The sequence below is a fragment of the Nonomuraea sp. NPDC050394 genome, from assembly GCF_044459065.1.
In the GTDB taxonomy this organism is placed as follows: domain Bacteria; phylum Actinomycetota; class Actinomycetes; order Streptosporangiales; family Streptosporangiaceae; genus Nonomuraea.
The window spans coordinates 620,800-647,239 of record NZ_JBITIO010000004.1 but is presented as its reverse complement, the minus strand read 5'-3'; the positions used below and the strand labels follow the sequence as shown (position 1 = coordinate 647,239).

24 protein-coding genes are annotated in these 26,440 nt (G+C 71.7%); 10 read left to right on the top strand and 14 right to left on the bottom strand.

Annotation, left to right across the window (positions count from 1 at the left end):
• Window position 1: 1 nt before the first annotated feature.
• The 6 genes from ACIBKY_RS20500 to ACIBKY_RS20475 are packed head-to-tail and all read right to left on the bottom strand — an operon-like array spanning window position 2 to window position 6,680.
• Complete coding sequence (locus ACIBKY_RS20500; protein WP_397098265.1) at window positions 2-751, bottom strand: glucose 1-dehydrogenase; 750 nt, start codon at window positions 749-751, stop codon at window positions 2-4.
• Window positions 738-2,834 (bottom strand): acetate--CoA ligase family protein, encoded by a 2,097-nt coding sequence (locus ACIBKY_RS20495; protein WP_397098263.1) that lies wholly within the window; start codon window positions 2,832-2,834, stop codon window positions 738-740. Before ACIBKY_RS20495 ends, ACIBKY_RS20500 begins: the two co-directional genes overlap by 14 nt.
• Window positions 2,821-4,356: a class I adenylate-forming enzyme family protein gene (locus ACIBKY_RS20490; protein WP_397098261.1), complete on the bottom strand. Its 1,536-nt coding sequence runs from the start codon at window positions 4,354-4,356 to the stop codon at window positions 2,821-2,823. Before ACIBKY_RS20490 ends, ACIBKY_RS20495 begins: the two co-directional genes overlap by 14 nt.
• A gap of 16 nt (window positions 4,357-4,372) precedes the next feature.
• Window positions 4,373-4,696 carry a VOC family protein gene (locus ACIBKY_RS20485; RefSeq protein ID WP_379620627.1) on the bottom strand — a complete coding sequence of 108 codons (324 nt, stop codon included), beginning with the start codon at window positions 4,694-4,696 and terminating at the stop codon, window positions 4,373-4,375.
• Window positions 4,693-4,908, bottom strand: a complete 216-nt coding sequence (locus ACIBKY_RS20480; protein ID WP_397098259.1) for a Zn-ribbon domain-containing OB-fold protein — start codon at window positions 4,906-4,908, stop codon at window positions 4,693-4,695. The genes ACIBKY_RS20485 and ACIBKY_RS20480 overlap by 4 nt, the downstream gene beginning before the upstream one ends.
• A 26-nt stretch (window positions 4,909-4,934) precedes the next feature.
• Window positions 4,935-6,680 (bottom strand): protein kinase, encoded by a 1,746-nt coding sequence (locus tag ACIBKY_RS20475; RefSeq protein WP_397098257.1) that lies wholly within the window; start codon window positions 6,678-6,680, stop codon window positions 4,935-4,937.
• A 109-nt stretch (window positions 6,681-6,789) separates the two neighbouring features.
• On the opposite strand from ACIBKY_RS20475, the gene ACIBKY_RS20470 reads away from it, so the two are divergent.
• From ACIBKY_RS20470 to ACIBKY_RS20460, 3 genes are read left to right on the top strand one after another with little or no spacing between them, the layout of a single operon-like run.
• Window positions 6,790-8,394 (top strand): BCCT family transporter, encoded by a 1,605-nt coding sequence (locus ACIBKY_RS20470; RefSeq protein ID WP_397098255.1) that lies wholly within the window; start codon window positions 6,790-6,792, stop codon window positions 8,392-8,394.
• 42 nt (window positions 8,395-8,436) lie between these two features.
• Window positions 8,437-9,048 (top strand): isochorismatase family cysteine hydrolase, encoded by a 612-nt coding sequence (locus tag ACIBKY_RS20465; protein ID WP_397098253.1) that lies wholly within the window; start codon window positions 8,437-8,439, stop codon window positions 9,046-9,048.
• A 5-nt stretch (window positions 9,049-9,053) separates the two neighbouring features.
• The gene (locus tag ACIBKY_RS20460) at window positions 9,054-9,848 is read left to right on the top strand and encodes an SDR family NAD(P)-dependent oxidoreductase (protein ID WP_379637216.1); all 795 of its coding nucleotides are present in this window, start codon (window positions 9,054-9,056) and stop codon (window positions 9,846-9,848) included.
• Window positions 9,849-9,853: 5 nt separating this feature from the next.
• Here the strand turns inward: ACIBKY_RS20460 and ACIBKY_RS20455 are convergent, their stop codons facing one another.
• Window positions 9,854-10,978, bottom strand: a complete 1,125-nt coding sequence (locus ACIBKY_RS20455; protein WP_397098251.1) for a serine hydrolase domain-containing protein — start codon at window positions 10,976-10,978, stop codon at window positions 9,854-9,856.
• 29 nt (window positions 10,979-11,007) lie between these two features.
• On the opposite strand from ACIBKY_RS20455, the gene ACIBKY_RS20450 reads away from it, so the two are divergent.
• Window positions 11,008-11,892: a cyclase family protein gene (locus ACIBKY_RS20450; RefSeq protein ID WP_397098249.1), complete on the top strand. Its 885-nt coding sequence runs from the start codon at window positions 11,008-11,010 to the stop codon at window positions 11,890-11,892.
• Here ACIBKY_RS20450 and ACIBKY_RS20445 read toward each other — a convergent pair.
• On the bottom strand, window positions 11,889-13,019 hold the full coding sequence (locus tag ACIBKY_RS20445) for a cytochrome P450 (protein ID WP_397098247.1): 1,131 nt from the start codon (window positions 13,017-13,019) through the stop codon (window positions 11,889-11,891). The genes ACIBKY_RS20450 and ACIBKY_RS20445 overlap by 4 nt on opposite strands.
• Before the next feature lie 77 nt (window positions 13,020-13,096).
• Between ACIBKY_RS20445 and ACIBKY_RS20440 the strand changes: the two genes are divergently transcribed.
• Window positions 13,097-13,687 (top strand): TetR/AcrR family transcriptional regulator, encoded by a 591-nt coding sequence (locus tag ACIBKY_RS20440; protein ID WP_397098245.1) that lies wholly within the window; start codon window positions 13,097-13,099, stop codon window positions 13,685-13,687.
• Here the strand turns inward: ACIBKY_RS20440 and ACIBKY_RS20435 are convergent.
• Together ACIBKY_RS20435 and ACIBKY_RS20430 are read right to left on the bottom strand one after the other, a co-directional pair.
• A complete protein-coding gene (locus ACIBKY_RS20435) occupies window positions 13,672-15,186 on the bottom strand; it encodes an AMP-binding protein (protein WP_397098243.1) in 1,515 nt (504 codons plus the stop codon). The two genes, ACIBKY_RS20440 and ACIBKY_RS20435, sit on opposite strands and share 16 nt — an antisense overlap.
• Window positions 15,187-15,222: 36 nt before the next feature.
• Entirely contained in the window at window positions 15,223-16,278 is a 1,056-nt protein-coding gene (locus ACIBKY_RS20430) for an LLM class flavin-dependent oxidoreductase (RefSeq protein ID WP_397098241.1), read from the bottom strand.
• Between the two features lie 67 nt (window positions 16,279-16,345).
• On the opposite strand from ACIBKY_RS20430, the gene ACIBKY_RS20425 reads away from it, so the two are divergent.
• The 4 genes from ACIBKY_RS20425 to ACIBKY_RS20410 all read left to right on the top strand — a co-directional run bounded on the left by ACIBKY_RS20425 (window position 16,346) and on the right by ACIBKY_RS20410 (window position 21,239).
• Window positions 16,346-17,266, top strand: a complete 921-nt coding sequence (locus ACIBKY_RS20425; RefSeq protein WP_397098239.1) for a carbon-nitrogen hydrolase family protein — start codon at window positions 16,346-16,348, stop codon at window positions 17,264-17,266.
• A gap of 4 nt (window positions 17,267-17,270) precedes the next feature.
• Window positions 17,271-18,227 carry a LysR family transcriptional regulator gene (locus tag ACIBKY_RS20420; protein ID WP_397098237.1) on the top strand — a complete coding sequence of 319 codons (957 nt, stop codon included), beginning with the start codon at window positions 17,271-17,273 and terminating at the stop codon, window positions 18,225-18,227.
• Window positions 18,187-19,401, top strand: coding sequence for an alpha/beta fold hydrolase (locus tag ACIBKY_RS20415; RefSeq protein ID WP_397098235.1), 1,215 nt, complete (start codon window positions 18,187-18,189; stop codon window positions 19,399-19,401). The genes ACIBKY_RS20420 and ACIBKY_RS20415 overlap by 41 nt, the downstream gene beginning before the upstream one ends.
• Before the next feature lie 62 nt (window positions 19,402-19,463).
• Window positions 19,464-21,239: a hypothetical protein gene (locus ACIBKY_RS20410; RefSeq protein WP_397098233.1), complete on the top strand. Its 1,776-nt coding sequence runs from the start codon at window positions 19,464-19,466 to the stop codon at window positions 21,237-21,239.
• Between the two features lie 5 nt (window positions 21,240-21,244).
• Here ACIBKY_RS20410 and ACIBKY_RS20405 read toward each other — a convergent pair whose 3' ends face one another.
• From ACIBKY_RS20405 to ACIBKY_RS20395, 3 genes are all read right to left on the bottom strand, one after another.
• On the bottom strand, window positions 21,245-22,732 hold the full coding sequence (locus tag ACIBKY_RS20405) for an ATP-binding protein (protein ID WP_397098231.1): 1,488 nt from the start codon (window positions 22,730-22,732) through the stop codon (window positions 21,245-21,247).
• A complete protein-coding gene (locus ACIBKY_RS20400; protein WP_397098229.1) occupies window positions 22,729-24,378 on the bottom strand; it encodes an FAD-dependent oxidoreductase in 1,650 nt (549 codons plus the stop codon). Before ACIBKY_RS20400 ends, ACIBKY_RS20405 begins: the two co-directional genes overlap by 4 nt.
• Window positions 24,379-24,449: 71 nt before the next feature.
• Window positions 24,450-25,076: an NAD(P)-dependent oxidoreductase gene (locus ACIBKY_RS20395; RefSeq protein WP_397098227.1), complete on the bottom strand. Its 627-nt coding sequence runs from the start codon at window positions 25,074-25,076 to the stop codon at window positions 24,450-24,452.
• 54 nt (window positions 25,077-25,130) lie between these two features.
• On the opposite strand from ACIBKY_RS20395, the gene ACIBKY_RS20390 reads away from it, so the two are divergent.
• Complete coding sequence (locus ACIBKY_RS20390; RefSeq protein WP_397098225.1) at window positions 25,131-25,733, top strand: TetR/AcrR family transcriptional regulator; 603 nt, start codon at window positions 25,131-25,133, stop codon at window positions 25,731-25,733.
• Here the strand turns inward: ACIBKY_RS20390 and ACIBKY_RS20385 are convergent.
• Window positions 25,723-26,397 (bottom strand): ThuA domain-containing protein, encoded by a 675-nt coding sequence (locus ACIBKY_RS20385; protein ID WP_397098223.1) that lies wholly within the window; start codon window positions 26,395-26,397, stop codon window positions 25,723-25,725. The two genes, ACIBKY_RS20390 and ACIBKY_RS20385, sit on opposite strands and share 11 nt — an antisense overlap.
• Window positions 26,398-26,440 lie beyond the last annotated feature (43 nt).

Genomic DNA, 26,440 nt, shown 5'->3' with positions numbered 1-26,440 from the left:
TTCAGTAGCCCGCGCCGGTGGTGAGCCCGCCGTCGACGGTGAACTCGCTGCCCGTGCAGTACGACGCCTTGTCCGAGGCCAGGAATGCCACCACGTGCGACACTTCCACGGGCTTGGCGAAACGCTTGATGACCATGGATTTCACGAAGGAATCGGCGTCCACCTCGTTCATCATGTCCGGGTCGAGCGCCATGGGCGTGTTGATCGCCCCCGGATGGACGGAGTTGACGCGAATCTTGTACGGCGCGAGCTCCCGGGCCGCCGATTTCGTCACCCCCCGGATGGCGAATTTCGAGGCCGCGTAGGCGGAAAGCCCGGCCGCCCCGATAAAGCCCTCGATCGAGGAGATGTTGACGATCGACCCCCGCCCCGCGGCTCTCATCGGCTCGATGACGCTTTTGATGCCCAGCCAGGTCCCTTTGAGATTGACGTCGACCACCCGGCTGAACTCCTCCGGCGCCATGTCGGCGATCCGCCGGAATTTGAGAATTCCCGCATTGTTGACCAGCACGTCCAGCTTCCCGTGGGCCTCCACGGCGGCGTCGGCGGCGCGCGCCCATTCCTCCGGACGGGTCACGTCGTGCCGGACGTAAACCGCCCCGGTCTCCTCCGCGAGCGCCTTTCCCTCGTCGTCGAGCACGTCCCCGAACACCACCCGCGCGCCCTCTTCGAGAAACAGGCGCACATGAGCGGCGCCCATTCCCCGGGCGCCACCGGTGATCAGCGCCACTTTCCCGTCAAGCAGTCCCATGACGCCCTCCAGCCGCGACGGCCACGGCCGCCGCCTCCATCGACCGATAAACCGGAATCCCCGCCACGGCGACGATCCGCCTGACCTCTTCTTCGACCCCGCCGGGGGCACATTCCGCATTCCGCACGACCAAGGTCACCCGCGCCCGCACCTCTTCCTGCGCCGCAGCCAAAGCCCGCGCGTATTCCAGCAAGGGCTCCGCCCGCGTGCCGTAGGTGAAAAAGCTCTGCGCGTTCACGTGCGCGACCACGTCCAGGTACGGCTGCCGCCGCACGATCGCCCCCACCACCTCGCGCACCAGCTCGGCCCGCCCACGCGGCCCCACCGGAATCTCCAGCGGATTGGCCAGCGAACTGCCGACCCCGACCCCGAGCCCGCGCAGCTCGTTCGTGGCGTCGCCGGCCAGCGGATCCAGCCGCAGCCCCGCCCGGTCCAGCACGTCCGCCGCCAGCACGCTCGCCCCGCCACTGGGCCCCACCACCAGCACTCCGCCCGTGTCACCGAACGTCAGGCGGCGCGCGTGCGACTGGAAGTAGGACAGCACGCCGATCAGGTCGTCCTGACTGGCCACGAGCGTGGTGCCGGTCTGGTCGGCGAGGGCCTGCCAGACGCGCCCGTCGCCGACCAGGCCGCCGGTGTGGGAGGCGGCGGCCCGCCGCCCCTGGGCACTGCGCCCGCCCACCAGCATGACCAGGGGCTTCCGGCAACCGGCCACCGCCTCGAAGAGGGCACGCCCGTCACGCGGATCCTCCAGGTACAGGCCCACGGCCGTGGTCTCCGGATCGGCCGACAGCCAGCGAAGAAGCTCCGCGGGGGTCAGGTCGGCCGCGTTGCCCACCGTGGCCACGCGGCTGAACCGCAGCCCGCGGCGCTCGCCGACCTTGATCACCTCTCCGGCCAGCCCGCCGCTCTGCGAGATCAGCGCGATGCCGCCGGGTTCGCCCAGCCCGCCGCCCACGAACGTCTGGCGGCCCCGGGGGCTGTAGACCCCCATGCAGTTCGGCCCGAGCAGCCGTGTCCCCGCCGCGCGGGCCGCCGACACCAGCTCCGCCTCCAGGTCGTGCTCGCCGGTCTCGCCGAAGCCGCCGCTCATCACCTGCACGTACGGCACGCGTCCGGCCTGCCGTACCACGTCGGGGCATCGTGCGGCGGGCACGGCCACGAGGGCGTAGTCGACGTCGGCGGCGTCCAGCGACGGCACGGCGGGCACGCCGGCGATCTCGCCGGCCGTCGGGTGGACGGCCACGACGGGTGTCCCGGCGGCCTTGTAGAACTCCAGGAACATGTTCCCGAAGTTCGGCCGGGTGGTGGAGGCGCCGACCACGGCCACCGCTTGAGGCTCGAACAACGGCAGAAGGTCGGGTACGGGGCGGCTTTGAGCAGCCTCGTGAAGGCCGGGGATGTAGCGGGCGTCCACGGCCATGGCGCCGTCGGCCGTGGCGATGACCGGGTTGAGCTCGAACTCGCCCAGGTTCAGCCGTTCCCACAGGCCGCCCGCTCCGCCCATCGCCAGCAGGATCTTGACCACCGCGTCCACGTCCACCGGGTCCGCGCCGCGGTAGCCGTACAGGAGGGGCGCTCCGCGCAGGGAGGCCAGCATGCGGCGCGCGTCGGTCTCCGTGATCGGGCACAGGCGCAGGGCGGTGTCGCGGAGGGCCTCGGTGAAGACGCCGCCCAGGCCCGTCAGCAGAACCGGGCCGAACCCGGGATCGTGGACGAGTCCGGCGATCAGCTCGATGCCGGGCGGGGCCTGTTCCTCGACGAGGTAGGCGTCGAGTCCGGCGCGCGCGGCCATGGCGCTCGCCTCTGCGGGCAGGTCGGCGTGGGCGAGGCCGAGGCGGACCGCGCCGACGTCGGACTTGTGGAGCGGGCCGACGCCCTTCAGGACCAGGGGCGCCGTCAGGCCCGCCGCGGCGGAGAAGTCGCCGTCGCGCACCACGACGCCCCGTGGCACCGCGATCCCGGCCGCCGCCAGCAGAGCCTTGGCCTCAGGCTCGGTGAACGCGCGCTCGGCGAACACGGGCTCGGGCGGTGCGGGTTCGGGCAGGGCGGGCTCGGGCGGTGCGGGGTCAGGCCGGGTCACCGTGCTCCACCAGGTGTCCGTAGGTCTCGCGGATCTCGCGGCGCAGCAGCTTGCCGGGCCCGCCGGAGGCGTCCTGGAAGTGCGGCAGCGCGTCGGCGACCACGATGGTGTCCGGCCGCTGGTGCGGCGCGAGCGTGTCGGCCAGGGCGAGCGCGATCTTCGCCGGATCCAGCGAGTGCCCGGCCCGTGGCACGACCGCCAGCAGGACGCGCTGCTCGGAGGCCCCTTCCGGAACGCCGGTCGCCCCGGCCTCCGCCACCCCGTCGAGCGCGGCGGCCGCCTCCTCCACCGTGGATGGCTGGGTCCACCGGCCCGACTTCAGGATCGCGTCCTCGCGCCGCCCGAGCACCCGCAGCACGCCTTCGGGAGAGAGGGAGCCGAGGTCGCCGCCCACGTACCAGTCGCCGCGCAGCACGTCGGCCGTCTGGCCGGGTTCGCCGTCGTAGCCCGCCATGCGGTGCGGTCCGGCCAGGTTGATCTCACCGGTCTGCCCGACGAGCCGCTCGCCGGCCGGGCCGGTGATCCGTACGGCGTTGCCGGTGCGGGCGCGGCCGGAGGCGCCGAGCGGGGTGGAGCCGTCGTCGACGCGGCCCATGCAGGTGTACGGGGCCTCGGTCTGGCCGTAGTAGGAGTAGACCCCGGCCTCCGGGAGGCGTTCCTTGATCTTCTGGAGCATGGGCGCGGTCAGCGGCTCGCCGCCCAGCATGATCACGCGAAGGGAGGACAGGTCGACGCCGGCGTGGTCGTCGCCGCCGAGCAGCGCCGCGTAGAAGGAGGGGATCTGGGAGACGTGGGTGACCTTCTCGCGGGGGACGACCTTGAGGAAGTTGGCCGGGCCCCAGTCCTGTTCGAGGACGAGGCGCATCCCGGCGTACAGGGCCGGGCCGACGATCGCGGGGAAGCCGATGCCCCAGATGATCGCGCCGGTGCCGAAGACGGAGTCGTCGGCGCGCGGGACGTCGAGCCAGATCTGGGCGGTGGCCAGTGATGAGGCGTGTGTGTGGACGACCGCCTTGGGCAGGCCGGTGGTGCCGGAGGTGTAGTAGAGCGCGAGCGGGTCGTCGTGGTGGCCGGCGAGCGGGGGCTCGCTCTCGTCCTCGTGCTGAAGGCCGGCCGCGCTGATCCAGGTGGTGACGGCGGGCAGGTCCGGGCGGATCCGCTCGACGACCTCCTCGACGGTGGAGTCGTAGACGAAGGCGGTGCAGCCGGAGCGCTCCACGACGGCCCGGAGGGTCTCGACGGGCCAGTAGGGGTTGAGCGCCGCGGTGATCGCGCCGATCTTGGCCTGGGCGAGGTAGACCTCGGCCACCTGGAGCGTCTCGTTGAGCAGCGCCGCGACCCTCTGGCCAGGTTCGACGCCGGCGGCGAGCAGGGCGTGGGCGCGGCGGTTGACGATCCGGTTGAGCTGGTCGTAGGTGAAGCTCTGCTCGCCGCAGTAGGTGAGCGCGACCCGGTCGGGGGTGCGCAGCGCGCCGGCGGTCAGGATCGCGTGGCCGTAGTTTCCATAGGGTGATCGCGCCATGGGGGAGGCCTCCGGTTCAGAGGGACGTGTACAGCACGAAGACGTTGCCCGAGGGGTCGCGCAGGACCGCCCTGATCTCGTGGGGACCGGCCGCGGGCGGCGCGAGGACGGTCGCGCCGCGGGCTTCCAGATCCCGTACGGCCCGCCGTACGTCATCGACCTTGTAGGACGGCGCGCAGGCGTCGGTGACGTGCTCGGCCGGAGCGGCGAGTGCCAGCGTGACCCCGCCGCCGTCGAGGGCGGCGAAGCGGTCGCCGTCGCGGAACTTGACCGGCAGCCCGTAGAAGGCGATCGCCTCGTCGAGGTCCTTGACGGGGATGAACACGTTGCCGAGCTTCACGCTGGCCTCCACTGGGGTAGGTCGTCGACGAGGGTCATCCGGACGGGCATCCCGACGCGCACGCTGCCGGGCGGACAGTCGATCACCTGGCCGAACGCGCGGGTCCCGTCGGGCAGGTCAACCCAGGCCAGCACGTACGGCTCGCGCCCCCGGAACTCGGGCACGAACGAGCGGTACACCACGGTGAACGTGCAGACAGTGGCATGCTTCATCGCTTGCCAAGCTAGCGCACGCTTGGTTAGTCAACAAGGGCCTCGGAAGGCGACGGCGAGGAAGAAGGCTCCGAGGGAGAAGGGGAAGGCGGCGAGGCGGCGCCGCGCGAGGACGAGGAGGACGACGGCGAGGCCGGCGGGCAGGCCGGGCCGTCCATGGCGACCTCGCTCACCTGCGGCCCGTTGGCCGCGGCGGGCGTCGTCAGGACCACCACGCCGAAGTACGCGCGCTCGCCGCAGCCCACGTCACCGAGGTCGCGGGTGAAGCCCGAGGTGTAGGAGGTCTGCCCGCTGAGCGTGGTCGTCTCCCTGTGCACGACGCGGGAGCTCTCGCCGTCCTCGCGCCGCGTGTAGGAGACCGTCAGCCGCACCGGCCCGGCTCCGGAGGCCGCGACCCGCACCGCTCCGGCCGACCCACTCCAGCCCATGATGCTCGCCGACCGCACGGAAGTAGGCGGCAGCCCCCGGCCGGTCGGCGTGGGAGGCGGGGCGGACGTCGGGGCCGGCGGCGGGGTGGACGCGGGTGGATTGGGCACGGGTGGACTGGACGCCGGGGGGCTGGGCGGCGGCGCGTCGGTCGGCACGCCGGGCGGGCTGACGTCGCGGGTGGCGGTGCGCGCCGGCCGGCCGGTCGGCGAGGTCTTCGGGGAGGCGGGGGGAGCGGAGCGCGAGGCGGCGGGCTTCCTGGCGGAGGTCGCGGGGCTCTGCGCCACCCCCTGCGGGGCCTCGTCCGGGGGGACGAGCAGCATGCCGGGGCCGGGCGGCAGCCGTCCGCCCGACAGCATGAGCCCGATCAGCACCGCGGCCACGGCTCCGCCCGCCACCCAAAGGTGCGGGGGCAGCCGGGGCAGGCTCACCTTGCGGCGCTCGCGGCGCGCCTCAGGAGCGCCCGGCGGAGAGGCGCCGGCGTCCGGCTTGGCCAGCGGGAAACGCAGCGCCAGCAGCGTGGCCAGCTCGGCCAGGTGGCGGCGGCCCCGCTGCTCCCAGCCGGGGCCGTATCCGGCGACCGCGTCCTCCTCCAGCTCCGCCGCGAACTGCCGGGCCGAGGCGTAGCGCACCGCCGGGTCCTTGGCCAGCCCGCGCCGCAGCAGGTCCCGCAGCGTGTCGGGGACGACCTCCACCGGCACCGGCTCCACGAGGTGCTTGTCGCGCAGGGCCGCGATGTCGTCGGCCCGGAAGGGCGGCCGCCCCTTCACGCACTCGAACAGCACGCAGGCCGCGGCGTACAGGTCGGCGGGGATGCCGGCCGTACCGTGGGTCCAGAGTTCCGGCGACATGTACGGCGGGCTGCCCGCGGGCACGCCGGGCTCCTCGGCGTGCACCACGACGCCGAAGTCGGCCAGTTTGGCGGTGCCGTCGGCCTGCACGAGGACGTTCTCCGGCTTGACGTCCCGGTGCGCCACGCCCTTCTCGTGGGCCGCGGCCAGCCCGAGCAGCGTCCCCTTGAGCAGCACGAGCGCCGCCTCGGGGCTGGTGCGGCCGTGCTCGCTCAGCAGCGTGCGCAGCGAGACGCCGTCGACCACCTCCATGACCACGGCTGCCCTGGTGGCGGTCTCCACGTACTCGTAGAACGTGACCACGTTCGGATCGTCGATCTCGACGAGCCGGGGGGACTCCGCGCGGAAGCGGGTCATGAACTCGTCGTCCCTGCGCAGGGTGGCGTTCAGGTACTTGATCGCCACATAGGCGCCGGTGGCCTGGTAGGTGGCGAGGAACACACGGCCGGTGCGGCCGGCGCCGAGCTGGCGAACTTCGCGGTAACCAGGGACCAAAGCGAACCCCCATAACACAGCCGTCTCCGGTTCGACGGTCTCACCCACGGTTCCGGTTGTCACGCGGCGCGATATTTCGCCCTCCGTTATTGGGGTATGACGCTGCGTAATGAGAACGCACAAGCCCGATACCCCGTTGTTCGCGATCGCCGTGGTCCTGCTGCTCGGCGTCGTGATCTGGGGCGCCGTCTCCGCCGGGTCGCTGAACGCCGTCGGCGCGAGCGCCCTGGGCTGGGTCCTGACCAACTGCGGCTGGGTGTTCGTGGTGGCCGCCGACTTCTTCCTGGTGCTCGCGCTCGTGCTCGCCGCCAGCCGCTATGGCAAGGTACGGCTCGGCCGCGACGACGACACCCCCGAGTTCACCACGCTGGCCTGGATGGCGATGATGTTCGCCGCCGGCATGGGCATCGGCCTCATGTTCTACGGCGTCGCCGAGCCGCTGACCCACTACTTCAAGCCGCCGCCCGGCATCGGCGTCCAGGCGGGCACCGCGGACGCCGCGCGCACGGCCATGGAGTACACGCTGTTCCACTGGACGCTGCACCCCTGGGCCATCTACGCGATCACCGGCCTCGCGCTGGCGTACTCGACCTTCCGCAAGGGGCGGGGCAACCAGTTCAGCGCCGCGTTCGAGCCGCTGTTCGGCCGGCGCAAGGGCATCGGCAGGGTCCTGGACCTGCTGGCCATCCTCGCCACCGTCTTCGGCACCGCCACCAGCCTCGGACTCGGCGCCCTCCAGGTCGAGTCCGGTCTCAACCAGCTCTTCGACTTCAGCGGCCGGCGCGCCGAGGTGATCATCATTCTCGTGCTGACCCTGTGCTTCGTGGCCTCGGCCGCGACCGGCGTGCACAAGGGCGTGCAGTGGCTCAGCACCGTCAACGTCTACCTGGCGCTGGTGCTGGCCCTCGTCATCTTCGTCTTCGGCCCCACGGTCGCGATCCTCGACCTGGTGCCCGCCTCGATCGGCGGTTACCTGTCCGACCTCATCGCCATGTCCACGCGGACCGGCGCGTTCACCAGCAAGGAGTGGCTGGGAACCTGGACGATCTTCTACTGGGCGTGGTGGCTGTCGTGGGCGCCGTTCGTCGGCGCGTTCATCGCCCGCATCTCGCGCGGGCGCACGATCCGCGAGTTCATCGTCGGCGTCATGCTGGTGCCGAGCGCGGTCAGCGTCATCTGGTTCTGCGTGAGCGGCGGCAGCGCGCTGACCATGCAGCGCGCCGGGACCGCCGACTTCGCCCCCGCCATCGCGAAGGGCTCGGAGGCCGCGCTGTTCGCCCTGCTGAACAACCTGCCGCTGGCCGCCGTCACCACCGTCGTGGCCGTGGTGCTCATCGCCCTCTACTTCGTCAGCGGCGCGGACTCGGCCTCGCTCGTGCTCGGCTCGCTCTCCACCCGCGGCTCCCTGCACCCGCCGCGCGCCCTGGTGATCGTGTGGGGCGTGCTGATCGGGGCGGTGGCGGTGGTCCTGCTGATCTCCGGCGGCCTGACCGGGCTGCAGCAGGCCACGATCATCATCGCGCTGCCGTTCGTGGTGGTGATGCTGCTGATGTGCGTCGCCCTGGTGAAGGAGTTGCGGGTGGATCCGGGCGCGGGGCCGCTGCCGGTGCGGGGGCATCCCTATGGCCTGTGGGTGGCGATCAAGCGCGTGGTGGGCGACGAGGACGCCCCGTCCTCCCCGTTGCCGCGCGACCGACCTTCCTGGCCCGCGTGATGTTACGCTGCTGGGCAAGCAAGCGCTTGGCTGGAGGTCTGGATGGCTGGAACGGCTGTGCTGGTGATGGAGATGCAGCGGGGTGTCATCGGCGATCTCACGAAATTTCCGGAACTGGTCGCCGCCTGTGACAAGCACGACGTCGTCGCCAACACCATGGCCGTCCTGGACGCCGCGCGGGCCGCCGGGATACCCGTCATCCACTGCACCGCCGCCTTCCGCCCCGACCGGGCGGGCTCGCACACCGACAACTGCCCGTTCATCGCCGGTCTGCTCCGCGACCCCGCGCACATGCTGGAGGGCACCGCGGCCGTGGAGGTCCTCGACGGGCTGATGGCCCCAGGCGACCTGGAGAACCGGCGCCACCACGGCTTCTCGCCGTTCACCGGCACCTCGCTGGACATGACGCTGCGCTCCCTCGGCGTCACCACCGTCGTGGCGACCGGGGTATCGCTCAACCTCGGTATCCCCGGCCTGGCCCTGGAGGCGGTCAACCTCGGCTACCGCGTGAGCGTGGTCAAGGACGCGGTGGCGGGGGTACCGGACGACTATGCGGCAGCCGTACTGAAGCACACACTGGGACTGCTGGCCACCCGCGTGAGTGCCGCGGACCTCGTCGCGGCGTGGGGCGGTGCTCCTGAGCGGAAGAGGTGAGGGAGATGGAAGGACTGCGGCTGGACGGACGGCGGGCGGTGGTGACCGGCGGGGCCGGGGCCATCGGGGCGGCCATCTGCGCGGATCTCGTGTCGCTCGGCGCGCACGTGGTCGTGGCCGACGTCCAGCAGGAGACGGCGGACAAGGTGGCGGCCGAACTGGCGCACACGTTCCCCTGGGTCGTGGACTCCGGGGGGACCGCCTGGTCGGAGGGGCCGGGACGGGCGGAAGCGCGCCGGGTGGACCTGGCCGACGCCGGTTCCGTCGGCGAGTTCTGCGCCGAGGTGGGGGCGGTGGACATCCTCGTGCACAACGCGGGGGTGTCGATCGTGGAGCCGTTCGTCGACAGCGATCCGGCCGCCTGGGACCTCATGTGGCTGGTCAACCTGCGCGCGCCCATGCTGCTCACCAAGCTGCTGCTGCCGGGGATGCTGGAACGGGAGTGGGGCCGGCTGGTGTTCGTCTCGTCGGACGGCGCGCGGGCCGGCTCCGGCGGGGAAGGCGCGTACGCGGCCACCAAGGCGGGCCTGTTCGGACTGGCCAAGACGCTGGCCAGGGAGGCGGCCCGGGGCAACGTCACCTCCAACGTGGTCTGTCCCGGGCCGACGGACACCCCGATGCTGCGGCGGGTGGCGGAGGAGAAGCCCGGCCTGGTCGAGAAGATCGCCAAGAGCATCCCGCTCCGCCGCCTCGGCGAACCGGCCGACGTGGCCGGGCTGGTCGCCTACCTGTGTACCGATCGGGCCGCCTACATCACCGGGCAGACGCTCTCGGTGAGCGGCGGCATCACCATGCATTGAACCCCTCAGAGACAGGCGTAGACGGCCTCGGTCAGCCGGTACGCGCGCAGGCTGCCCGTCACGCTGCCGGCCAGGCGGTTCATGACGTAGGCCAGGGCCAGGCCGCGGGCCGGGTCGCCGAGGCCGAGGGAACCGCCGAGGCCGCCGTGGCCGAACGCCTCCACCGCCTTGGGCGGGGTGAGGAAGGTCGTCGAGGGGCGGGAGAAGCCGAGGCCGAACGAGCTGTCCATGAGCAGCACCCGGTCCGGTCCCTCCACGCGGCGGCGCAGCGCGTCCTTGAGGCGGTCCCGGGGGAGGAGGTCGCCGGCGATCAAGGTCCGGTAGAAGCCGGCCAGGGCCTTGGCGGTGGTGACCACGCCCGCACCCGGCCAGCCGGCGCGCAGGACGACGGGGTGGTTGGCGCCGCCCTTGAGCAGGTTCATGCCGGGGTTGCCGAGGGCGCGGTTCATGAGGCTGTCCGGGTCCAGGGCCGCCTGCGCCGCGGGGGTGCCGGGAGGCATCGCGGTGGCGGGAGCCGTACCGGATGGGGGGCGGGTGGTGAGGCGGGCGGCGTGGTCGATCACGTCGTCCGGGGCGCCCACCCACAGGTCCAGGGCGTGCGGGCCGGCGATCTCCGAGGCCACCAGGGAGCCGATCGAACGGCCGGTCACGCGGCGCACCACCTCGCCGACCAGGAAACCGTAGGTCAGCGCGTGGTAGCCGTGGGCGGTGCCGGGCTGCCACAGGGGCCGCTGGCGGGCCAGGCGGCCGGCGATGGCGGGCAGGTCCTCGAACGACTCGACGGGGACCGGGTCCTCGATCACCGGCAGGCCCGCCTGGTGCGAGAGCAGGTGCTCCACGGTCGTCTCCCGCGTGGCGAACTCCGGCCAGAAGCGGGTGACGGGCGCGGTGACGTCGTCGATCACGCTCAGCGCGACGGCGGCGGTCAGCGCCTTGGTGCAGGAGTAGGCGAAGACGGGTGTGTCCGCCTGCCACGCGCGGCCCGTGTGGCGGTCGGCGGCGCCGCCCCACAGGTCCACGACGAGTTCGCCGTCCACGTAGACGGCGAAGGCCGCCCCAAGCTCCTCGCCGTCGGCGAACTGCCGCTCGAACACCTCGCGCACCCGCGAGAACCGGGGATCGCAGTGCATCAGACCTCCGCAGGAAAGGAAGCGCTTACTTGGTTTCCGAGCCTAACAACTGGGGCCGCTTCGGCCCAGACGATCAGCGCGGCACTCTCAACCTCCTGAACGGCCCCGCCGTCCTGAGCGCGCTGCGCGCCGCCGTCACCGGCCAGGTGGTCAGCCTGGCCGGCCCGATCGGACGCCGCGGGCCCCACCTGCGCGGCAGGCCGCTGCCGCAGCACTACATGTCCATCGACGGCGCCGACTTCGCCGCGGGCGCCCGGCCGGTCGGGGCGGGCCTGCGCATGGCCGACGACGCGCTGATCGTCTCCGCGCACGGCACCACCACCCACATGGACGCGCTGTGCCACATGTGGTCGGGCGAGGAACTGTACAACGGGCACCCGGCCGCCGAGGTCCGTTCCTACGGGGCCAAGAAGTGCGGGATCGACCAGGTGGGCGGGGTGGTGGCGAAGGGCGTGCTCTTCGACGTGCCGCGCCACCTGGGGGTGGAGCACCTTCCGGCCGGGCACCGGATCACGCCCGGGGAACTGGCCGCCGTCGCTGACGTCTCGCCCGGGGACGTGGCGGTGATCCGTACCGGGTGGCCGCTGGTGTGGGAGCGCTCGCCCGAGGAGTACTGGTCGGGGCAGCCCGGTCTGTCCGCCGACGCGGGACGGTGGCTGGCCGCGCGTGACGTGGCCGTCGTGGCCTGCGACAACGCGGCGATCGGCGGGCTGAACGAACGCCAGCTCGCCGACGAGGAGCTGGAGGACGATCTCCACCTGATCCTGCTGCACCGCCACGGCATCCACCTCGTCGAGATGTTGTGGCTGGAGGAGCTCGCGGCGGCCGGCCGTACCGACTTCGTCTTCGTGGCGGCGCCGCTGCGGCTGGTGGGCGGCACCGCGAGCCCGCTCAATCCGCTCGCGATCCTCTAGGTCCAGGTCACGGGGATGCTGACCGCGCCGAACACCACCGAGTCCGGCCGCAGCACGACCTGCTCGGCGGGTACGGCCAGCCGGAGCGCCGGACGGCGCGCGAACAGCTCCCGGTAGGCGACGGCCATCTCCATCCGGGCGAGGTTGTGGCCGAGGCACAGGTGGGCGCCGTGGCCGAAGCCGACGTTCTCGCGTGCCTCGGGGCGGGCGAGGTCGAGGCGCTCCGGACTGGTGAACACCTCGGGGTCGCGGTTGGCGGCGGGCAGGCTGACGGTCACCGTCTCGCCCGCCCTGACCATGACGCCGTCGAGCTCCACGTCCTCCAGCGCGACGCGGTTGGGCGCGCCCAGGTGCAGGATCGACAGGTAGCGCAGCAGCTCCTCTACGGCCGAGTCCATCAGCTCCGGATCGGCGGCCAGCGCGGCGAGCTGCCCGGGATTCTCCAGCAGCGCGAGCACACCCAGCGAGATCATGTGCGCGGTCGTCTCGTGCCCCGCGGTCAGCAGGCCGAGGCCGATGTTGGCGAGCTCCTCGTGGGTGAGGCCGCTGCCGTTGTCGATCAGCTCGGCCAGCACGCCCCTCTCCGGCCCGCGCTCGACCAGCCCGCGGATGTAGCCGGTCAGCCGGATCATGGCGGCCCTGGCGGACTCCGGTTCGTAGGCGGCGACGATCGCGGTCTCGGCCTCGAAGAACTCGTGATCGGCGTACGGCACGCCGAGGATCTCGCAGATGACCTTGGACGGCAGCGGCAGCGCGTAGTCCCTGACCAGGTCGGCCGGGTCGTCCATGGCGTCCAGGAGTTCGCGGGCGATCTCGGTGACCCGGGGTTCGAGCTTCCTGAGGTTGCGGGCGGTGAACCAGGTGTGCAGGTGGCGCCGGTACCGGGTGTGCTCGGGCGCGTCCATGGCGGAGAACCAGCCGGGCGCGGCCGGCTCGCGCGGCCCGTTGACCCGCACGGGCCGGAACATCGGGCGCCGCAGCTCCTGCCGGGCGCTGAAGCGCGGGTCGGCCAGCACCTGCCTGACCGTGGCGTGCCGGGTGACCAGCCAGCCGGGATGGCCGTCGTAGGACGCCACGCGGGTGATGGGCAGCTCGGGGCGGTTCGCGAAGGTCTTGGGGAATTCCATAATTATGAGAGTAGACTCCGATTTCAAAGTTGACCACCATTTTGTAGGAGACGTCGCGGAGCGGCAGAATGGGGATCATGAGCGGGCTGCGCGAGCGCAAGAAAGCCAGGACGAAGGCCTTGATCCAGAAGGAGGCGCTACGCCTGTTCCGCGAGCAGGGGTACGCGGCCACCACGATCGAGCAGGTCGCCGAGGCCGCCGAGGTCGCGCCCAGCACGGTCTTCCGCTACTTCGCCACCAAGGAAGACCTGGTGCTGCTCGACCAGTTCCCGCCGTTCGTGGCTGCGCTGGACGTGCTGCCCGCCGACCTGCACCCGGTGGAGGCCATGCGCCAGGCCATGCGGGCCATCTTCGCCGCGCAGAGCGAGGAGGAGGTCGCGGAAGGGCTCGAACGCGAGAAGCTCATGCTGACCGTGCCCGAGCTGTGGACGGCGAGCCTGGAGAACGTCAGCGGGGCGATCAGGACGATCCAGGACATGCTGGCGCAGCGGTCCGGCCGTCCGGCCGACGATCCGGAGATGCGCAACATCACCGGTGCGATCGTCGGCGTCGTCGTGAGCGTCTGGTTCGACTGGGCCAAGGACCCGGACATGGACGGCCCGGCCGAGATCGACCGGGCACTGTCCCATCTGGCCGCCGGGCTTCCGCTGGGCTACACGCCGGGGTAGTTTCCGCCGCCGTACCGTTCGTCGAGGACGTCGTAGTCGGGTGTGAACCCCTTCTTCGGGATCTCCTCGGCGAAGACCACCTCGCGCGGCTTCTTGTAGCTCGCCAGCGTCGCCCTGACGTGCTCGATCAGGTCCTCCGCGGCGGCAGTCTCCCCGGACCTGGTCACCACGACCGCCTTGACGGTCTGGTGCCAGCGCTCGTCGGGCACCCCGATGACGGCGGCGTCGGCCACGGCCGGGTGCGCCTTGAGCGCCCGCTCGACCTCGGCGGGGTAGATGTTCTCGGCGCCCGACTTGATCATCCGGAGTTTGGGGCCGACGAAGGTGATGGTGCCGTCGGGTTCGCGGCGGCCGAGGTCGCCGGTGTGGTGCCAGCCGTACGCGGACTTGGCCGCGTTGAGCTCCGGGCGGGCGAAATATCCGGAGAAGAGGCTCTTGCCGCGGGCGCAGATCTCGCCCACCTCACCCGGCGCCAGCTCCGTACCGTCGGGAGCCAGAATGCGGACCTGGACCAGCGGCGAGGGGCGGCCCGCGAAACCCGCCGCGCCCGGCGCCAGGCCCAGGAAGGTGAGCATGCCGCCCACCTCCGTCTGCCCGTACCCGCCCATCTTGGAGCGGCACCACGGCGAGTCGTCCACGGTGGTCATCTCGTCCCACTCGGCCGAGTGGGAGACGAAGCGCAGCGAGGACAGGTCGTACTTGCCGCCCGCGTTGGCCGCCACCACGGTGTCGATCATCTGCCCGAACAGGAACGCCTGCGTGACCTTCTCCGCGTCGACCAGCCGGCACAGCTCCTCGGCGTCGAAGGCGGGCATGAGCACGTTCGTGCCCCCGATCTGCAACGTGGCCAGGCAGAACATCATCGTGCCCACGTGGAAGAGCGGCCCGTTGCCCAGGAAGGTGAAGCCGGGCTCCATCTGGCGCACCACGAGCAGGGAGGCGCTGTGCGCCACCAGCGCGGCGCTGCTCAGCAACGCGGCGTTGGGACGCCCGTCGAACGCGGCCGTGTACAGGGCCAGCACCGGCGCGGTGTCCTCGACCGGCGGGAAGTCGTGCGGTTCCCCCGAGGCCAGGAACTCCTCGTACTCCTCGCCCGCCCGCACCCACGACGCGGGCGTGCCGATCTCGGCCAGGCCGGAGCCGGGCACCAGCGCGGCGGTGGTGTCGGAGTGCTCCCACACCACGACCGCCGGCGAGAGGTCGGACAGGACGAAGCGCAGTTCGCCGGCCGACTGCCGCCAGTTGGCCGGGCAGAAGACGGCGCCCAGGCGGGAGCAGGCCAGCAGCAGTTCCAGGATGGCGTGCGAGTTCTGTCCCAGCCACAGCACCCGGTCCCCCGCCGCCACCCCGCGCCCGGCCAGGGCACTGGCCAGCCGGGACACCCGCGCGTCCAGGTGCGGGTAGGTCAGGCGTACCTCGCCGTCGACCACCGCGGTGGTCTCGGGGCGGCTGCGCGCGTGCTCGGACAGGACGTCGGAGAGGGTCAGGTTGTGGATCATCGCGCCTCCAGGTGGGGGGTGAGGCTTCACGAAATATCAACGGAAGGCGGGCATGACCTCGGCGGCGAAGAACCGCATCACCTGCTTCATCTCCTCCAGCGGCAACGGCCGGGTGCTGCCGAAGTCACACAGCAGGTTCGAGAAGCCGGCGTCACGCAGCAGCGTGATCTGCTCGATCACCCGGGCCGGGTCGCCGATCACCTCCAGTTGCTCCCAGCGGAAGTCGTTGGAGACCTCGCCGCCCTTGAGGTAGCGGTCCTGGTAGTACTCGAAGCCCTGGGCGGCCTTGCCGGTCTTGGGGTCGATCGGCGCGCTCTTCTCGTTGAAGATGCGCGAGCGGTCGAAGGCCGCCTCGAAGCGGGCCTGGTCGGCGCGGGCCTGCTCGACCGTCGGCGCGACGTAGACGCTGCGCGCCACCACCAGGTCGGCGTCCCCGGCGTGGCCCGCCTGCCGGGCGGTCTCGCGCCAGCGCTCGGCCGCGCTCGCGACCTTCCTGAACGTCGCCGCCGGGTCGGCCAGGATGGGCAGCCCGCGCTCGGCGTACATGGTGACGGTCTCGGGGGAGACGGCGGCCACGTGGATGGGCGGGTGCGGGGTCTGCAGCGGCCGCGGGGTGAGCGTGACCTCGGCCCCGGTCTTGTAGAACTTGCCCTCGTGCCGGAACTCGGAGGAGGTCCAGAGGCCGAGCACGACCTCCAGCGCCTCGTTGAAGCGGTCGCGCGCCTCGGCCAGGTCGATGCCGAAGCCCTCGAACTCGAAGCTCTGGTAGCCGCGCCCGATGCCCAGGTCGAGCCGGCCGCCGGAGAGCACGTCCACGAGCGCGGCCTCCTCGGCCACGTGGATCGGGTTGTGCAGGGGCAGCACGACGATGCCGGTGCCGAGCCTGATCCGCGTGGTGCGGGCGGCGGCGTGGGCCAGCAGCGTGAACAGGTTCGGCACGACGCCGTAGTCGCGGAAGTGGTGCTCGGCCAGCCGTACCCCGTCGAAGCCCAGTTCTTCGGCCAGTTCGATGAGCTCCAGGTGGTAGTCGTAGACGTCCTTGAAGCTCTGGCCGTCGAACCGGTGGAAAAGGTGGAAGGTCGAGAACTTCATGCGTCAGCCCCTCACGGTGAACCAAGCGCTCGCTTGGGTAGCGTATCAGGAGCTATAGGATCACGCCATGCGAATCGCCGCCGCCCAGGCCCGCTGCCCCTGGCTTGACCCCCAGGCCGGCACGGCCAAGGTCCTCGACGTTCTCAAGCAGGCACGCGCCGGTGAGATCGACCTGATCGCCTTCCCCGAGACGTTCCTGTCCGGCTATCCGTTCTGGGTGGACAAGACCGACGGCGCGCAGTTCGGCAACGCCGACCAGAAGCGCGCCTACGCCTACTACCTGGACGCCGCCGTCGAGCTGCACGGCCCCGAGCTGGCCACGATCACCGAGGCCGTGCGCGACCTCGGCGTCTTCACCTACCTCGGCATCACCGAGCGGTCCGCCGGCACCGTCTACTGCACGCTGGTCGCCATCTCGCCCGACCACGGCGTCGTCTCCGCCCATCGCAAGCTCATGCCCACCTTCGAGGAACGCCTCGTGTGGGGCATCGGCGACGGACACGGCCTGCGCGCCCACGCGTACAAGGACATCAGGGTCAGCGGCCTCAACTGCTGGGAGAACTGGATGCCCACCGCCCGGCAGGCCCTCTACGCCCAGGGCATCGACCTGCACGTCTCCGTCTGGCCCGGATCCACGAGCCTGACCAAGGACATCACCCGCTTCGTCGCCCGCGAGGGCCGCGTCTACTCGCTGGCCGCCGGCGCCCTGTTCTCCTACGCCGACGTGCCCGCCGACTTCCCGTTCCACGAGGCGCTGAAGGACCTCGGCTCACGCGCCGACGGGGGCTCGGCCATCGCCGGACCCGACGGCGAGTGGATCGTCGAGCCGGTCTCCGGCGAGGAACGCCTGGTCGTCGCCGACATCGACCCCGCGGTCGTGCGCGGCGAACGCCAGGCCTTCGACCCGGCCGGCCACTACAACCGGCCGGACGTCCTGCGCCTGGAGGTGAACCGCCGCCGCCTCGGCGCCGCCGACTTCACCGAGTGACGCCATGAGCCTGGAACTACGCCACCTGCGAACCGTCTGCGCCATCGCCGACGCGGGCAGCCTGACCAAGGCCGCCGCCGCGCTGGGCACCTCGCAGCCCGCGCTCACCGCGCAGCTCCAGCGCATCGAGCGGGCGCTCGGCGGCCAACTGTTCGCGCGCGGCAGGCAGGGCGTGGTGCCCACCGCGCTCGGCGAGTACGTGCTGGAGCGCTCGCGGCTGCTGCTCATGGGCATGGACGAGCTCGTCCGCGGCGCCGCCGCACACCCCCAAGGAGAGGTACGGCTGGGCGGCGTCGCCGGCCCGATCCTGCCCGGCCTCATCGAACGGCTGGGCGGCGACCAGGTCAGCTCCTTCACCGACGACTCGCCCCGGCTGCTCTGCGACCTGGTCGCCGCCGGACGCCTCGACGCCGCGGTCGTCGCCGACTACCGCGAGCACGAGCTGCGCCCGCCGACGCCGCTGCGCTGCGAGGTCATCGCCGAGGAGCCGGTCTTCATCGCGCTGCCGGAGCGGCACCGGCTGGCCGTACGGGCGGAGATCGACCTCGCCGAGCTGGCGGGGGAGTCGTTCGTGCTGGCGCCGCCGGACGGCGGCGGCTGGCCCGAGTGCTTCCTGCTGGCCTGCGTGCGGGCCGGGTTCGCGCCGCGCACGCCGCACAAGGCCTCGGACGGCTGGGTGATCAGGGAGATGGTCACCGCGGGCGGCGCCGTCGCGCCCTGCCGCGCCACGTTCGCCGAAAGCCCCGGGCTGGTGATCAGGCCGCTGGCCGGGACGCCGCTGACGATGCGCCACCTGCTCGTGTGGCATCCGGACGGCGCCGTGGCCGAGCGGTCCGGCGAGGTACGGCGGCTGGCCGCGGAGATCTTCGCGGCACATGCCCGGGAACGGCCGAGATACGTGGGCTGGCTAGGGTTGCGGGGTGAGAGTGACGATGCCCGGCCTGACCGCCGTCGACCATGAGTTCACCGTTCCGCTCGACCACGACGACCCGGGCGGCCCCGCCATCCAGGTCTTCGCCCGCGAGATCGTCGACCCGCCCAAGGCCGGCGACGACCTGCCGTGGGCGGTGTTCCTCCAGGGCGGACCCGGCGGAAAGTCCCCCCGCCTGTTCGGCAAGGCCCACTTCCGCCACATCCTGAAGACCCACCGCGTGCTCCTGCTCGACCAGCGCGGAACCGGCAGGAGCACCCCCGCCCAGCCCGCCGGCGCCGGCTACTACCGCCACTTCCGCGCCGACTCGATCGTGCGCGACTGCGAGCACATCAGGAAGGCGCTCGGCGTCGAGCGGTGGGAGACCTGGGGCCAGAGCTACGGCGGCTTCCTCACCATGACGTACCTGTCGCTGGCCCCCGAGGGCCTCAAGGCCTGTCACATCACCGGCGGCCTGCCCGGCCTCACCGCCACGGCCGACGACGTCTACGCCCGCACCTACCCGAGGGTCGTGGAGAAGACCGCCGCGTACTACCGGCGCTACCCCGGGGACGCCGCCGTGGCCGAGCGCGTCGCGCACCACCTGCTGGCCAACGAGGTCGTGCTGCCCGACGGCGACGTGCTCACCCACCGCCGCTTCCAGATGCTCGGCATGCAGTTCGGCATGAGCGACGGCTTCGAGAGCGTGCACTGGCTGCTGGATGAGGCGTGGGCCGGCGATCGCCTGTCGGACACCTTCCTCTACGGCGTCATGAACGCGACCGGCTTCATCGGCTCGCCCCTGTACGCCCTCATGCACGAGCCCTGCTACGCCCAGGGCTCGGCCACCGACTGGTCCGCCGAACGGCTGCGCCCCAAGGAACTCGACGAGCCCGGCACGTTCACCGGCGAGATGACCTACCCGTGGATGTTCGACGAGATCCGCGCCCTGCGCCCCTACCGCGAAGCCGCGCACGCGCTCGCCGCCGACGCCACCCTGGGCCCGCTCTACGACCCGGACCGCCTGGCCGGCAACCAGGTACCCGTCGCCGCGGTGGTCTACCACGACGACATGTACGTGGACGCGCGGTTGTCGCTGGAGACCGCCGCCCACGTGGGCAACGTCCGCACCTGGGTGACCAACGAGTACGAGCACAACGGCTTCCGCGCCGACGGCGAGAAGATCTCCGCCCGGCTCATGGACATGATCTCGGGACAGGCATAACGCCCGCATAACCGGATGAGGTAACGGGCGGGTTAGGCGGTGATCGATGGAATCGCCGCACTATGCAGACGTCAGTCATCGATCGCCCGGTCACCGGACCGGCGCCCCTCTCCCGTTCGCGTCCCGCGCGCCTGCCGTGGTTGCTGGCCGGCGGCTGGCTCGCCCACCTGCTGCTGCGGCTGTGGTTGTTCCGCCACCACGCGGGGCCCGTGGCCAACCCCGACGAGGTCGGCTACCTGCTGGCCGCCCGCTGGCTGGCCGGCGGGCCCGGCGGCGACTACTCCGGCAGCACGTTCTACCAGGGCGGCTACCCGCTGCTGCTGGCGCCTCTCTACTGGCTGAGCACCGACCCGGCCACCGTCTACCGGCTGGTGTCGGGGCTCGGGGCGGCGGCCTCCGCCTCGGCGTTCCCGCTGGCGTACCTGGTGCTGCGGCGGCTGGCGCTCGGGCGGCGGGCGGCGCTGGTGCTGGCGTTCGTGGCCGGGCTGGCGCCGTCGCTGCTGGTGTTCTCCGGGCTGGCGCTGGTGGACGCGGTGCTGCCGACGCTGGTGCTGGGCTGGCTGGCCGCCCTTCACGACCTGGTGACCCGCCGGAGCGTGGTGCCCGGGGTGGTGGCGGGGGCGCTGTCGGGGCTCGCCCTGGCCATGCACATGCGCGGCGCGATCCTGTTCGGTGTCTTCGTGGTGTGCGTGTCCGGGGTGCTGGCCCTTCGGCGGATGCCCTTGCGGGCCGGGCTCTGGGCGCTGGGGGCCGCCGCGGTCGCCGGGGCCGCGGGGGCGCTGGTCAACGCCCGGCTCAAGGCCGCCCTGTACCCCAGCGGGGTCAAGGACCTGTCGGGGCTGGCGCTGGAGCGGATGACCAGCCTGGAGGGGCAGGCGCGCTCGCTGGCCGGGGCGGCCGGGCAGATCTGGTACCTGGTCACGGCCACCTGGGGCATGGCCGGGGTCGGCATCGTGGCGGCCCTGGTGGTGCTGGTGCGCGGGGGCTCGCCGTACCGGGTGACGGCGGGGGCGGCGCTGGCGCTCACGCTGGGGATCGCGTACGCGTCGTCGGCGGCCCTGCCCGATGAGCACCGGGTCGGCAACTACGCCTACGGGCGCTACCTGGCCTGCGTGGCGGTGGCGTGGACACTCGTGGGGCTGGTGGCGCTGCTGCGCTCGCGGCGGGCGGCCCTGGCGGGCGCGTCGGCGTCGGCGGGGCTGCTGGCGCTGTCCGGCGGGCTGGCCGCCTGGTACGCCGGCGACCGGCTGACCCGCTACCACTACATCGCCTTCGACTTCCCCGAGACCGCCTTCCTCAGCGGGGTACGCGACCGGTTCGACCCGGTGGGCGCCTCGGTCGCGGCGCTCGTCCTGCTGGCCGCGATCACCGCCGCGGCGCTGGTCCGCGCACAGGGGCTGATCCGCACAAGGGCTTTGATCGGCGCAGAGGGGCCGGTCCGTGCGAAGGGGCCGGTTCGTGCGAAGGGGCCGGTTCGTGCGAAGGGGCCGGTTCGCACGAGGGTGGCGGGCGCGCTGGTGCTGGCCTTCGCGCTGGCCGTGCCCAACGTGGCCTTCGCGGCGGACCTCGCGCCCAAGTCGGCTCCGGCGGCCGGGAACGACGGCTTGCCCAGGCTCACGCACGGCCGTGTCGGCCTGGACACCCGGGTGAAGTGGAACATCTGGGTGCATCTGATCCACCGGGTGCACTGGACCGCGGTCGAACGCCTCAGACCGGCCGAAGGACCCCTGCCCGAGGGCCTGTGCACGGTCGTGGCCGCGCCGGAGGCGGGTGCGCCTCCGGCGGGCTGGAAGATCACCGGCCGAGGTCAGGGCTGGGTCACCTGGACCGCCTGCTGAGGAGGCTATGCCTGGGTCTGGACGGTCTCCCTGAGCGGCAGCCGTACCTCGAACCAGGTGTCACCCGGCACCGACCGGCACTTGAGCTCGCCCCCGTGCCGCCCCGCCACGATCCGGTAGGAGATGTCCAGCCCGAGGCCGGTGCCCTGCCCGACGGTCTTCGTGGTGAAGAACGGCTCGAAGATGCGATCCTTTATGGCCTCGGCCACGCCGGGGCCGGTGTCGCCGATCTCGATGATCGCCTCGTCCTCGTCGTGGGCCGTCCTTATCGTGAGCGTGCCCTCCTCGCCCATGGAGTCCAGGGCGTTGTGGATCAGGTTGGTCCACACCTGGTTGAGCTCGCCGGCGTAGGCGGGGATCGTCGGCAGCGTGCGGTCGTAGTCGGTGACCACGGTGATCCCCGGGCCGATCTTGCCGCGGAAGATCGTGACCGTGCTGTCCAGCAGGTCGTGCACGTCGACCATCTGGAACGGCGCGCGGTCCATCTGCGAGTACTGCTTGGCCGAGGCCAGCAGCTTGGTGATGCGCTCGGTGGCCTCGGTCACCTCGTTGAGCATCTGCGAGATCTCGACCGCCTCGGCCAGCCAGCGCAGCGCGCCGGGCACGTGCTCGCGGCCCACCTTCTGGGTGATCTTGTCCAGGTTCATCTGGTCGAAGCCCGCGTTGACCAGCGCGGGCGCCAGGTCCCACGCGTCGCTCACGCCGATGGCCTCCAGCGCCTCGCCCAGCTCGTCCTCGGCGTCGGAGATCTCCAGCGGGCTGCGGGGCGGAAGCTGGCCGACCGCGCTCGCGCACGCGTCCTGCATCTCGATCATGTGCCGGAGCTTGCTCGGCGGTATCCCGTCCTCGGCCAGCTGCGCGAGTTGCATGCGGGAGTCCTTGATCAGCTGGCGCAGCTCACCCACCGCCCGCACCGCCGCGGCGGAGGGGTTGTTCAGCTCGTGGGTCAGGCCCGCGGTGATCGTGCCCAGGGCGGTCAGCCGCTGGCGCCGGTCGATGATCTCCCGCTGCATCCTGCCGCCGGACAGCACGCCGTCGAGCAGGTGCATCGCCATCGGGAACCACTCGGTCACGATGTGCGCGAACTTCTTGCCCGGCAGGATGAACATCCGCGTCGGCGCCGTCGCGCGCAGCGTGTGCTGGTAGGTGTCCGGCGCCCGGTCGGCCAGGTACGCGGAGGTGGCTCCGCCGTACACGCCGGGCTGGGAGGTGCGGGGCATGGCGACGGTGCCCGCGCTGAGGGTCTCCTGGATCATCTGTATCTCACCGGAGATCAGCACCGCGAAGCACTCGGCCGGCTCGCCTTGCGTGACGATGTTCTCCTCGGCGGCGAACTCCACCACCTTGCCGCTCATCGCCAGCTTGGTGAGCTGCCCGTCGGTGAGCTTCTCGAACAGGAAGAGCTTGCGCAGTTCGTCTATGTCGATGGGCCCGTGGCCGCTGTCGACGACCGCGCACGCCGCGTCCGGTTGTTCACCGTGTAGATCGGTCATTGCTTCTCCAGGTAACGGTGCACGAGCGAGACGGCCATCGCCCCCTCGCCGACGGCCGAGGCCACCCGCTTGATCGAATCGGCCCGCACGTCGCCGGCCGCGAACACCCCGGGCACATTGGTCTCCAGGAAGTACGGCTCCCGCCGCGCCGACCAGTTACGCGGCCGCTTGCCGCCCTGAACCAGGTCGGGCCCGGTCAGCACGAAACCTCGCGCGTCCCGCTCCACGGCCTCGCCCATCCAGTCGGTGTACGGCTCGGCCCCGATGAACACGAACATCCACTGGGTGTCGATGTCGCGTTCCTCGCCCTTGGTGGAGACGGTCACCCGCTCCAGGTGTCCGTCACCGTGCCCGGCCGTCACGTGTGTCTGCACGTGGACCTCGATGTTCGGGATCGCCGCGATCTGCTCGATGAGGTAGTGCGACATGGAGGCCTCCAGTCCGTCACCCCTCACCAACAAATTGACCTTGCTCGCGAATCCCGACAGGTAGACGGCGGCCTGCCCGGCCGAGTTGGCCGCGCCCACGATGCAGACCTCGCTGTCCCTGCACGAGGGGGCCTCGGTAAGGGCGGCGCCGTAATAGACGCCCTGGCCGACGAAGTCGTCCAGGCCGGGGGCGGTCAGCCTGCGGTAGCTGACGCCGGTCGCCAGGATGACGGCGTGCGCGGCGATCTCGCCGCCGTCGTGGAAGCCGATCACCCGGGCCTGGCCGCGCGGCTCCAGGGTGGCGACCTTGCGGGCGGTGAGGATCTCGGCCCCGAACTTCAGTGCCTGGCGGCGGGCCCGGTCGGCGAGCTGGGCGCCGGATACGCCGTCGGGGAAGCCCAGGTAGTTCTCGATCCTGGAGCTCTGCCCGGCCTGCCCGCCGGTGGCCAGCGACTCGACCAGCACGGTGTTGAGCCCCTCCGAGGCTCCGTACACGGCCGCGCCCAGCCCGGCGGGGCCGCCGCCGATGACGATCAGGTCGTAGAAGTCGGTGGCCGGCGTGGTGGACAGGCCCACGGACATGGCGAGCGTGGCCTGGTCGGGCGCCTCAAGCGTGTCGCCGGCGGCGGTGACCACCAGCGGCAGCCGGCAGTCCTCACCGGCGGCGGCGATGAGCTGGGTCGCCTCCGGGTCGTCGGCCAGCATCCACTGGTAGGGCACCTGGTTGCGGGCAAGGAAGTCGCGCACCTTGTACGACCCCGACGACCACCGGTCACCGATCACCCGCAGCTCGGCCCGTTCCTTGCGGTCGGTGCGCTGCCAGGCGTCGAGCTGGTCGTCGATGACCGGGTAGAACTTCTCCTCCGGCGGGTCCCAGGGCTTGAGCAGGTAGTGGTCGAGGTCGACCACGTTGATCGCCTGGATCGCGGCGTCGGTGTCGGCGTAGGCGGTGAGCAGGACACGGCGGGCGAAGGGGTACATGTCCATGGCGGCCTCCAGGAACTGCACGCCGTTCATCTGCGGCATCCGGTAGTCGGCGAGGATGGCCGCCACGTCGTCGCCGCGCAGCCGCATCTCCTTGACGGCGTCCATGCCCTGCTGCGCCGCCTCCGCGCGGACGATTCTGTACTGCTGGCCGTACCGGCGTCTGAGGTCGCGGGCGACTGCCCGCGACACGCCAGGGTCGTCGTCGACTGTCACGATGACCGGCTTGTCCATGCCCGTCCCTTCCCCAAGGTTCCTAAGGGAAGGATGTCATGGCTTTTCCAATGACGAGGTAAGCCGCCGCCTCAGTACGCGACGTCGACCGTGTGCCGGTGGGTGTCCGGGTCGGGCAGCACGCGGAGCACGGCGTCGGCCAGGTCGGCGCGGCCGATGGACATCCCGCCGCGCACGCAGTCGTCGACGGCGGTGCGGTAGGTGCCGCGCGCGGGGGAGTCGAGCAGGCGGGGCGGGCGGACGACGGTCCAGTCCAGCGGGCTGTCGCGGATCCACCGGACCACGCGGACGTTGTCCCGGTAGGGCGTCCTCAGGAAGAGCGAGCGAATGACGATCTTGGTCAGCCGCTGCGCGACCGTGTCGGACGGGCCGTTCATCATGCCGTTGGTGACCACCACGAGGCGCTTGACCCCGGCGGCGTCCATGGCGCCGATCACGTTGCGCACGCCCTCGGAGTAGACCGTGGGCGGTCCGCTCCTGGCCGGACCGGCGAGGAAGACGACGGAGTCGCAGTCGGGCTCGATCGTCAGCGTCCCGGCCTCCATGACGTCGCCGGCCACCACGCCGAGTCCCGGATGTTCCGCCGTGACCGCCTCCGGGCGGCGGGCGACCGCCGTCACCACGTGGCCCTCGCGCAGCGCCTGGTCGATGAAGAGGCGGCCAGTGCCGCCGGTCGCGCCGTAGACGGTGAGTTTCATCTGAACGGTCCTCTTCTTAGTAAGTAAATGCTCACTCACCCCTATGATGGGTGAGTGCCTACTCACCGTCAAGCCGGGCAGACCCGCGAGCGCATCATCGAGGCCGCCTACCAGGCCATTCTTGAGCACGGCATCGCCGGTGCCACGACCAAGCGCATCGCCCGGCTGGCCGGATGCTCGGAGGCGCTGCTCTACAAGCACTTCAGCGCCAAGGAGGAGCTGTTCCTGGCGGTGATCCTGGAGCGCATGCCCGCGCTCGCCCCGCCGCTGGGACGGCTGCGCGCCGCCACGGGGGAGGGCGACCTGAACGCCCACCTGACGGAGTTCACGCTCGCCGCCATCACCTTCTACACCAGCACCGCGCCCATCGCCTCCGGCATGATCGGCGACCCGCCGCTGCTCGGAACGTTCCGCGGGATGCTGGCGAACCGGGAAGCCGGGCCCCATTTGCCGATCCGGATCCTGGCCTCGATCCTGCGCTCCGAGCAGGAAGGCGGGCGGATCGCCGCCGGCGCCGACTGTGACGTGCTCGCCTCCCTGCTGATGGGCGCCTGCTACCACCGGGCCCACCTGTCGTACTTCGTGGACCAGGCGGTGAGCGCCGAGGAGTACGCGCGCGCCGTCGTCGCCACCCTGTTCGGCGCCCCTACTCGCTGAACTCCACCGGCCGCTTCAGCAGCCACAGCGCCGCCCGGCGCAGCAGGGTGCGGTGAACCTCGTTGTCGTAGGAGCGGGTGTCGTGGCCCAGGGCGTCGTAGACGACGCGGCCGCGCCGTACCGGACGGGCCCAGACGAGGGGCTGGCCGTTCGCCGAGGCCAGCGGCCGCACGTCGGGCAGCACGTCGAGGTCGCTGTAGACCTCGTCCACGACGTCGAAGTCGCGCAGCCCGGCCACGATCGGGTGGCCGCCGTGCACCCGCACGCCCGTCCAGCCCAGAGGCGGGTGATGGGACTTGGGCCAGGTCCAGCAGCCGCCGAGCACCCTCGGCCAGCCCTGCCAGTCGTCGAAGCAGATCGCGGCCGTGTGCATGCAGAGCAGCCCGCCGCCGCGGTCGAGGTGGTCGAGCAGCGTCGTGCGCGCCTGCGCGGGCAGCTCGAAGCGCCATCGCTCCCGCTGGTCGGCGAAGCGGTCGAGGTCCATCCGCCAGCGCAGCGCGTTGACGGTGATGAGCGGCACCTCCGTCGGCTCGCTCAGCGCGCCGGCGATGTCCTCGGTGATCTCGGACTCGACGCCCACCTCGGCCAGCACCTCGGCCAACGCCGCCGACGTGGCCTCGAAGTCGTGGAAGAGGCCTCCGGAAAGGATCAGATTTCTCGCCACCCACAAACCTCATCACGGAAGTTGTCACAACCCAAGGGGGTGT

Excerpts from the sequence above, each read along its gene's own strand:
- ACIBKY_RS20470 (WP_397098255.1), top strand. The coding sequence starts at position 6,790 with ATGAGAACGCACAAGCCCGATACCCCGTTGTTCGCGATCGCCGTGGTC.
- ACIBKY_RS20460 (WP_379637216.1), top strand. The coding sequence starts at position 9,054 with ATGGAAGGACTGCGGCTGGACGGACGGCGGGCGGTGGTGACCGGCGGG.
- ACIBKY_RS20455 (WP_397098251.1), bottom strand. The coding sequence starts at position 10,978 with ATGCACTGCGATCCCCGGTTCTCGCGGGTGCGCGAGGTGTTCGAGCGG.
- ACIBKY_RS20435 (WP_397098243.1), bottom strand. The coding sequence starts at position 15,186 with ATGATCCACAACCTGACCCTCTCCGACGTCCTGTCCGAGCACGCGCGC.
- ACIBKY_RS20465 (WP_397098253.1), top strand. The coding sequence starts at position 8,437 with ATGGCTGGAACGGCTGTGCTGGTGATGGAGATGCAGCGGGGTGTCATC.
- ACIBKY_RS20400 (WP_397098229.1), bottom strand. The coding sequence starts at position 24,378 with ATGGACAAGCCGGTCATCGTGACAGTCGACGACGACCCTGGCGTGTCG.
- ACIBKY_RS20410 (WP_397098233.1), top strand. The coding sequence starts at position 19,464 with ATGCAGACGTCAGTCATCGATCGCCCGGTCACCGGACCGGCGCCCCTC.
- ACIBKY_RS20405 (WP_397098231.1), bottom strand. The coding sequence starts at position 22,732 with ATGACCGATCTACACGGTGAACAACCGGACGCGGCGTGCGCGGTCGTC.
- ACIBKY_RS20425 (WP_397098239.1), top strand. The coding sequence starts at position 16,346 with ATGCGAATCGCCGCCGCCCAGGCCCGCTGCCCCTGGCTTGACCCCCAG.
- ACIBKY_RS20430 (WP_397098241.1), bottom strand. The coding sequence starts at position 16,278 with ATGAAGTTCTCGACCTTCCACCTTTTCCACCGGTTCGACGGCCAGAGC.
- ACIBKY_RS20480 (WP_397098259.1), bottom strand. The coding sequence starts at position 4,908 with ATGAAGCATGCCACTGTCTGCACGTTCACCGTGGTGTACCGCTCGTTC.
- ACIBKY_RS20395 (WP_397098227.1), bottom strand. The coding sequence starts at position 25,076 with ATGAAACTCACCGTCTACGGCGCGACCGGCGGCACTGGCCGCCTCTTC.
- ACIBKY_RS20440 (WP_397098245.1), top strand. The coding sequence starts at position 13,097 with ATGAGCGGGCTGCGCGAGCGCAAGAAAGCCAGGACGAAGGCCTTGATC.
- ACIBKY_RS20500 (WP_397098265.1), bottom strand. The coding sequence starts at position 751 with ATGGGACTGCTTGACGGGAAAGTGGCGCTGATCACCGGTGGCGCCCGG.
- ACIBKY_RS20490 (WP_397098261.1), bottom strand. The coding sequence starts at position 4,356 with ATGGCGCGATCACCCTATGGAAACTACGGCCACGCGATCCTGACCGCC.
- ACIBKY_RS20445 (WP_397098247.1), bottom strand. The coding sequence starts at position 13,019 with ATGGAATTCCCCAAGACCTTCGCGAACCGCCCCGAGCTGCCCATCACC.
- ACIBKY_RS20420 (WP_397098237.1), top strand. The coding sequence starts at position 17,271 with ATGAGCCTGGAACTACGCCACCTGCGAACCGTCTGCGCCATCGCCGAC.